A 7891-nucleotide genomic window follows, 5' to 3' on the forward strand; every position below is an offset into this window, starting at 1 on the left:
CGCTCATCACGGTAAGCGTCCAGATCGAAAGGATACGCATTGTTCGAGTCGAGTTTGCTGGCGACGGTATCGCCATCGATATCGTCATACCACGCCCAAGCGCCGGCATCGAAACGTTCCGCTACCGCAGTGAAATACCGGGTACCTCCCTCAACAAAGCCGCGTATGCGCAGCGGTGTTGCATTATGTTTGCGTAATTGCGCATCCAGTTCTTTGGCGGTCACGCGGGTAAAGACCTGCGAAGGCCCGGGACGTTCTTCCACGGATAGCCGCATACTTGCGGACTCCGCCTGCGACGTAGGTGGTAAAGTCAGCAATGCGGCGTTGATCGTTAACCAACTGGCTCAATCCGGCCTCATCAAGGTTGATATGCACGCTTGTCTTGGGTTCGGATCCTTTTTGCAAAGTCAGTGAGAAACGTAACTGACCGTCCACGTCAGCAGCGGTAATGGACACCGGCCGTGCTCCGGTTCCTGCTATTTTGCTATCCAGATCGGCTGCTGCAACATCCTGCAAATAAATACCTTCGATTCCTGATTCCCGCAAAGCAATCGCCGCAAAACGCCGACTTTTACCACTGCCATAAACAGATAGGCGCGTCAGATGCATGCCGGGCAAGACTGCGTCGTCGATATGATGCGGATCGATATCGTGTGACCAGAACCAGCTTTCGGGTGGTTTGCTCGAGAATTTCATGGATTCCCCCTTTGTTGAAGATTCTACTTGGGTTGTCTGGCTGTTTGCTTTTGTGCCGGCAGGGTCTGTGTTCAGATTGATTTCTGTGGTGCATGCAAGCGTCATAATTCCGATTAAAACAGCAGCGAGCCAGTTTAAGTGAATTGTTTGCGATATGTGATGCATGGTGATTGCCCGATCAAATAAAAAATAATTGTATCAGTCAAACCAGATAGTTAAAACGTTCTTTGTCTTTTTATAATATATCGGATCTGGTAATTACCCTGATGTCCTCCGATTTTATTAGCGCAGAAGTTCAAATCTCATCAATTGGTAGGGTCAGCCATGCAACGCCAGGCGTTTTTTCAACAACAATATGCTGCGTTTCAAGCCGGTAGGTCAGCAGATAGAGGTGCCTGGGGTTGGATAAAACAGCGGGGTTAAACACTGCGTAGCTTTCTCCATTCGGATATCGTACTGATGCGGTGAGCAACCCTGGATGACCTTCTCGGTGAATTCTCGCGCCGATCGATTGAGCGAAGGTATAGTCGGTCTTGTGCAGCAGGTCCGGATACTTTTCGTGTACCACTGGCCGAAAATCCAGCAATGCGGCATCGCATGCCACTGAATACAGCTTGCGCTCACCGATGACGGTTTCTTTTTCAAAGCCGGCATCGCAGAGCAAGCCCCGGTACCAGTGATAGGCGGACTCGAAAACACATGTCTCCACTGCATCACAGCCATACCAAACACCAAATGAGCCATCTGAAAAACGGCTGGTTTGCCAGTGCTTGAACGGCCAGGTAATCGCATTGAACCACTCCGCATCTTCAAAAGGGCGATGAATCACTGGCGTGTGAGATCGATATGGCGGTGGCTTTACTTGGTCTTCAACCTGCTGAGCCAACAACCATTCCTCGGGATTATCCGTCAGATCGTCGAACAAATCCTGAGATTCTCTGAGTGAGACAATATTGCGGATGACATCCCGGTGAATGTCTGCCAGGGTGAGACATGAGAACAATGAATCCATCTAATCTGCTAAATGCCGCGCGCCCGGTCAAGGTACGACCGTACCATCAGCAAGCCGGCAAACCCCCATTCCTTGATCACCTCCACCGGCGTAAGGTTGTCAAACGCCTTGTTACGAGTCGACATCCAACGGTATGCCAGATCCCGGTTCTGCGGGAACAACAAGCGCAGGTTTTTATGGATGCTCAATAGGTGGCCTACGCGCTCGTATTGGTCACGACTGGTGCCGATGGACTCGCCTTTGCGATAACGGGTCAGTGCAGTCCGGTTGTTGGATGCTAAGCCTAACAGTGTTGCCTGATCCTCGGTTGTCAGCTTCCAGTGGTCGAGTAATGCCATCACCATTTTGGCCAAGGCGCCACGATCTTGTGTTGCCGTGGTTTGTTGCTCAAGCATGACACGCATTTTTTCTTCCGGTAGTTTTGTTTCAGGGAGCATAGCATATCGTCATTAAAGATACTATATTTGTATTATTAGTAACTATCGGTGGGTGTGCATATGGAGTAGTCCCGGGTTTTTTGGAGGATTGCATTACTGCAAATAGCGATCAAATGCTGGCAATGCTTTTGTTCTCCCTGCGGCTCCGACAGCGGGAATCAACAGAAACTCATCCGCTGCGAGCGCGCTGTTCATGGGATGAGCTTTGGTAACGATTGCGTTATCGCCTGCATGACCGTGTGGAACTAACAGTTCCGGATGATCAAACGGTGCTTTTTCAAAGCGTACGCGATCATCAGTTAAACTTTTTAGAAAATTGAGCAAGTCTGTGCGTTTTTGCGGTGCGAGCCGCAGGTCAACCAGCGCAAAAATCTTGGCAAATTCTTTAGGCGGTGTTGCAAAATTACCGCCTCGTGTATAAAACGCCAACACTTCGTCCAGCGTCGCCATGCCGCCGTTATGCATGTAAGGGCCGGTTAATTCGATATTTCTTAACGTGGGAATTTTGAATGAGCCATTGGCCGCGCTCAAAAATCTTTTGCGATTGGGTTTTGCCAATTCTGCCAATGCGGCTGCGGTTGTTGGAATAAAGATGCCTGCCGGATTGAAACAATTCAAAGTATTTTGTTTTTGGATTTGTATCCCATCCACGCGCGTGAAAAGCAGCGCATGCGGGCTGTCACTATCAATTGCAATCGACGTATCCAGATCACAAGGTCTTACATTTGCAACATAAGGATCCACCACCCCGGATGCATTCCCTGCAAGCAGCTGTAAATATTGATCAGAGAACGACAATGGATTGCCGAAGGGATCGGTGCCGCCCAAACCGATATCATTTTCCACCGGGGTGACGCCGGTACCGGAGAAACCGGTATCCTGAAACATCATGCCGCCGGTTAACGATAAACTGGTCACTACCGTGGTGGTGCTGACGCGGAATGTGGAATTGCCGAAAGCGTGCGGGTTTGATTTTTGCAAAATGCCATTGGTTACCACCGCCGACGATGTGAAATTAGGGCCAATATGGCAGAGTGCACAATGTGAATCGCGGAAAATATCCATGCCACGCTGGGCCGATGCGCTTAAGTCGATGGGTATGCCGTGCGCATCCACAGCACTTCGATCAAACGGGGAATCATCGGAAATCAGGGTCGATTGATACATTTGAATCGCGAGCGCAAAGAACATGGCAAAGTTGGCTTCCACCTGCCGGTACGGCGTGTTGTGCGTTGCAGAACTGCGCGGCGGAGCGCCGAATGGGCCGGTATGGTTATAATCCCAGTATTTGGAATTGAATGCTTCCATGATCAATTGATGGTAATTGGTAGCTAATCCTTGCTGCAGATTATTGGGTGTGCTGTGTGCCAATCCGCCCAGTACACTATCATCCCAGTGCACACGCTGATGCTCGAGCGGCTTACGATCCAATAGCTTACGGCCCAAGTCAGCAAAGGTGCGTCCGTGGCAGCTCATTTCGAAGTCATCCAGGGGCGGAGAGACGGCCAGGGAAGCCAGCGCGGAGTTGATGAGTCGCAAGCGTTCTTTGGCAACGGTGCCGTCGCTATTTCTAACCCAGACGCCTGCATCGGGATCACGATCCCCCCAAGGACTACTGCCGTTAAAAATATTATTGGCGCGACCGTCCCAGAAATTGCGAAAATTGAAAACGGCATTGATGACGGTCGGTGTATTTCGTGGCTCAACTTTGCGTGTACCTTTTGCACCGACATGAAAAACCGGATCGGCGCTGCGGCTGCATTGATCATTCTTCGCTTCAACCGATTTGACATCGCGATAGTCGCCGCCAAAGGTGCCCGAGGAAGAAACCACATCATCGCTGTTATAAATAGGGATACCGGTGGGACTTAGCGGATTATCGGTTTGATAAAAAGGAAAATCGCTTCTTTTCAGAGTACTGTTGGGCCCACGCGGTGTTCCATCGCTTGCAAGCTCAAAATCCTTTGGCAGATGACTATTTCTGCCTATCGGCGCAAGTTGATTTTTGGTGCGTCGATCCGCGCCTGCATGAAAATGGCAACTGGCGCACGCTATGCCGTCACTGCCGACATTAGTATCCCAAAATAAGGCCTTGCCAAGCGCTATCGCTTTGTTTTTATTTATAATGATCGGGTCGGTGCCACCCAGCAAGCCGGGTACGCCGGGAACCGGTGCGCCTTTCAGCGACATGGGGATCGGTCCGAAACCGTCAGCCTGTGACAGTGAGCCGGTAAAAAAAGTAAGACAGCACAGTGTGATGAGTGTGCTTATGGTTTTTTTTATATGGTTCAGCATGATGATATTCCTTACTACCGGGCATGTACGTCAGGGAACTTCATGGTGTTTGTGCGTTTTGTCGCGTACGTGCTGATAATTCTATGCCATGTAATTCACGATAAATGCCGTGTGCATCTAGGGAAACTCTGGATAACTCGCATTTGTCATTCCGAACTCAGTGAGGAATCTGTAATAATCCATGCAGAAGGTTCCTCGCGCTTGCTCGAAATGACACTTGTTCAGGGTTTCTAATGATTGTTTAAGCGACAACGCCATTCAACGGTTTTCTCCGTTTTCTCAGTTGGTAGCCAATGAGCCCCAAGCCTGCCAGCAACATAGCGTAAGTTTCCGGTTCCGGTACTGCGCTGACAGTCAGATCAAATGCCCCGCCGGCAGTCGCATTGTTAGTGCCTCCGATGTACAAGGCATACCAGCCTGGTGCCAGGTCATCGAATATCAGCGATACGGAATTTGCCCCCGCGCTGCCACTGATGCCGTTCTCGAAAGTGCTGGTCAGACTCACGTCATTTGCGCCGCTGAGTATGCTTTCACCCCACCCGGTTCCAGTCGTGTGCGCAGGGCCGGAAACGGCATAGCCCAGAGTTTCGAGCACATTGCCGCCATTGCCGTTAGCCATCCATAGCGTGCCCGCATCACCCATTGCGCCGGTTGCGTTAAAAGTATGCGGAGTGCCAAATCCTGCCGAGCTGAGTTCGCTGCCAAAACCGGTGGTTCCACCATCGAATTCCGTGCTTCCGGTTGCCCAAACCGTAAGGCCCGGAGCAAAGCCGGCATCTCCGGAAACTGTTACGTTAATATCTCCCAAGCTGTTGTTCTTAAAAGTATACCAATCGCCTGTATGCGCCCAGGCAGAATTGTTTAAGAGAGGATTATCGGAATAGGCGCTTTGCAGGCCGGTCTCAGCGGCAGAAATGCTGCCACCCAAGTTAAGTTCATTAATATCACCGTTCCAAGCTTTAAATCCTACAGCACCTGCAGCGTGTAGCTGTGTACTCGCCAGTGCGGCAATGGAAATGATAGCTGCGGAAACAAACATACTGGTTTTTTTGACATGTTTTTTTTGCATTCTGGAATCTCCAATAATAATTACATTGCGCCGTTGACCGCTTGTTCCATGAGCGAATGATGGCTTCCGGCATTTGATTGAAGAATGATGATCTGAAGTCGATTAGTTGCTGTCCGATTCAGTGACTCCCCATCATTCGTGGGAGGCAACCCAGCCGTCTCATGTGTGGAGATCTGTAGGCTTTCCGAACTTGCCTTGCGGCAAGGGTGGCATTGTTTGCTTTTCTTTCAAATTACTTTTTTATATATTCTATTTGGAAATTCTGATAATGCAATGTGGCAAATTGCCGCATCCTGGATTGATGCAGTATTGCCGGTGTTATGGCTATGCGCGAAACAGTATGATTTATTGTTGAAAGCGGCGGTGATGCGCCGACAAAGGCCTGTGCGATGTATTTTTAACCGTTTCGTGATGTGTTTGACAGCCAATCCGGCTTTCAAGTATATTCATCGCTGATTAATAGCACATTTATTTTCCTGAATCCTGCCTAAACAGGCTGTTAAAACTATCTGCGTTGCCGCTACGGTGTTAAAAACAAGCTCAAAATGCTCATTGATTACGCATAAACTGCGTTTTTTCGCCTGTTTTTGCCTGGTATCGGCTGCCTCGAAAACGTTTTTCAACAGCCTGCTAAAGCTTTCTGTTTGATTTGATATGCGTGTAGTTGTTACTGGAATGGGGATTATTTCGCCAATCGGTACCGGTACTGATCAGTTCTGGAACGCGGCCATTCATGGTGTGAGTGGAATAGCCAACATTCAATGTTTCGATGCATCCAATTTACACTCCCGTATCGCAGGCGAAATTAGCGGATTTGCCCCGAGCACTTTTCTATCGGCCAAACAGCTGGATCAGACCGATCGGTTCACGCAACTGGCGTTGCACGCCGCCAATCAGGCGCTGGAAGATGCCGGCGGCCTTGATAGCTATGAGCCACGACGTTCACGCAACTGGCGTTGCACGCCGCCAATCAGGCGCTGGAAGATGCCGGCGGCCTTGATAGCTATGAGCCACGACGCTTGGCGGTTAGCCTGGGATCGGGTATGGGGGGATTTTCAACCTTTGAATCCTCGGCTGCGCGCAAGCTCCAGAATAAATCCATGCCGCCTTTCTCCGTGCCCCGCATCATGGCGAACTCCGCCGCTGCCTGGATAGCGACCAAACACGGATTGAAAGGCGCTAACCTGACTTGCAGCACGGCGTGTTCTTCAGGCGCGAATGCGATCGGCATGGCACTTGATCTGTTGCGCACAGGAAAAGCGGACGCTGTCGTTGCCGGCGGTGCGGAGGCGTGTGTATTGCCGTTGACCATGGCGGGTTTTGAGGCGTTGCATGCGTTATCCACCGGTTTTAATGACGATCCGGCGCGTGCTTCGCGACCTTTTGCCAAAGGCCGGGACGGCTTCGTCATGGGTGAGGGGGCGGGCATCCTGATTCTGGAAGAAGAGGAAGCGGCACAGCGGCGCGGCGCCAAGATCTATGCCCGGCTTGCTGGTTACGGTTGTGCGTGCGACGCGACGCATATCGTGGCGCCGGATAGGGATGGACAGGTAGCGGCGATGCTGGCTGCGCTTGACGATGCCGGCATGACGCCGGATCAGGTGGATTACATCAATGCGCACGCCACGTCAACGCCGCTGGGAGATGTTGTCGAAACCAAAGCCATCAAACAACTTTTCGGTGAGCGTGCGCCCGAGATCGCCATCAGCGCTACCAAATCGATGATCGGGCATACCATCGGCGCATCGGCGGCAATCGGCAGCATCGCTACGATTATGTCGCTGCATACCGATACGATCCATCCCACCATCAATCTGGATGAAGCTGACCCGGAGTGTGATCTCAATTACACACCCAATCATGCCATCCAGAAAAAAATACAGACCGGCGTATGTAACGCATTCGGATTCGGCGGCAACAACGCCAGCGTCGTCTTTACAACTCTTTAATACAGGTGCCAATCAGACATGGATACAGCAGATCTCGAGGCGAAAGTCATCGCATTTATCGCCTCAAAAGTTGAAAACATAGATATTTCCACGATTACTACCGCGTCAAAATTCGAAGAACTCGGATTTGATTCGCTTGATACCGTCCAACTGCTGTTTGATGCGGAAGATACCTTCGGCGTCAGTTTTGACGGCGAGGAAGTCAAAGGCCTGCGCAGCGTGGGGGATATTATCGACTATATTGGTAAGCATCCGCCGACGGGGGCGTTGTAAAGGCTGAGCATTGACTGTTGCTGCTGGTTGTTGAATCCACTGGATGGAGATTTCGCAGGTAAAAACAGAGAAAGTTTTTACGTATGCTAGGGTCTGTTGACAATTGAAGATAAGTATTTAATAGAAAGAGGCAAACTCGTAATATTGAGGTTCCTATACC

Annotated in this window: 9 protein-coding genes, 1 pseudogene and 1 riboswitch; of the genes and pseudogenes, 4 read left to right on the forward strand and 6 right to left on the reverse strand. The window is 50.5% G+C overall.

Features of this window, described 5'->3' with window-relative positions; all coding sequences use genetic code 11:
* From Q0K92_RS12605 to Q0K92_RS12630, 6 genes are all read right to left on the reverse strand, one after another.
* Positions 1–224: hypothetical protein (locus Q0K92_RS12605; protein WP_297326147.1), on the reverse strand; the 224-nt coding region annotated here is incomplete at its 3' end.
* Positions 184–696 carry a hypothetical protein gene (locus tag Q0K92_RS12610; protein ID WP_297326148.1) on the reverse strand — a complete coding sequence of 171 codons (513 nt, stop codon included), beginning with the start codon at positions 694–696 and terminating at the stop codon, positions 184–186. The genes Q0K92_RS12610 and Q0K92_RS12605, both read right to left, overlap by 41 nt.
* 295 nt (positions 697–991) lie before the next feature.
* On the reverse strand, positions 992–1708 hold the full coding sequence (locus tag Q0K92_RS12615; RefSeq protein ID WP_297326149.1) for an RES family NAD+ phosphorylase: 717 nt from the start codon (positions 1706–1708) through the stop codon (positions 992–994).
* 8 nt (positions 1709–1716) lie between these two features.
* Positions 1717–2145 (reverse strand): MbcA/ParS/Xre antitoxin family protein, encoded by a 429-nt coding sequence (locus Q0K92_RS12620; protein WP_297326150.1) that lies wholly within the window; start codon positions 2143–2145, stop codon positions 1717–1719.
* 93 nt (positions 2146–2238) lie between these two features.
* Positions 2239–4440: a cytochrome c peroxidase gene (locus Q0K92_RS12625; RefSeq protein ID WP_297326151.1), complete on the reverse strand. Its 2202-nt coding sequence runs from the start codon at positions 4438–4440 to the stop codon at positions 2239–2241.
* Between the two features lie 241 nt (positions 4441–4681).
* Positions 4682–5509, reverse strand: coding sequence for an FxDxF family PEP-CTERM protein (locus tag Q0K92_RS12630; RefSeq protein ID WP_297326152.1), 828 nt, complete (start codon positions 5507–5509; stop codon positions 4682–4684).
* Between the two features lie 141 nt (positions 5510–5650).
* A riboswitch (cyclic di-GMP riboswitch) is annotated at positions 5651–5730 on the reverse strand.
* A gap of 52 nt (positions 5731–5782) precedes the next feature.
* On the opposite strand from Q0K92_RS12630, the gene Q0K92_RS12635 reads away from it, so the two are divergent.
* The 4 genes and pseudogenes from Q0K92_RS12635 (at position 5783) to Q0K92_RS12650 (ending at position 7731) form a co-directional block, all read left to right on the forward strand.
* Positions 5783–5965, forward strand: coding sequence for a hypothetical protein (locus Q0K92_RS12635; RefSeq protein ID WP_297326153.1), 183 nt, complete (start codon positions 5783–5785; stop codon positions 5963–5965).
* A 219-nt stretch (positions 5966–6184) separates the two neighbouring features.
* A pseudogene (locus Q0K92_RS12640) lies at positions 6185–6313 on the forward strand (beta-ketoacyl-[acyl-carrier-protein] synthase II); the annotation flags it as partial.
* Between the two features lie 152 nt (positions 6314–6465).
* Positions 6466–7458 (forward strand): beta-ketoacyl-[acyl-carrier-protein] synthase family protein, encoded by a 993-nt coding sequence (locus tag Q0K92_RS12645; RefSeq protein WP_297326154.1) that lies wholly within the window; start codon positions 6466–6468, stop codon positions 7456–7458.
* 18 nt (positions 7459–7476) lie between these two features.
* Entirely contained in the window at positions 7477–7731 is a 255-nt protein-coding gene (locus Q0K92_RS12650) for an acyl carrier protein (protein ID WP_297326155.1), read from the forward strand.
* The last annotated feature ends 160 nt before the right edge of the window (positions 7732–7891 follow it).

It is taken from the genome of Nitrosomonas sp. (assembly GCF_024282095.1).
Lineage (GTDB): Bacteria > Pseudomonadota > Gammaproteobacteria > Burkholderiales > Nitrosomonadaceae > Nitrosomonas.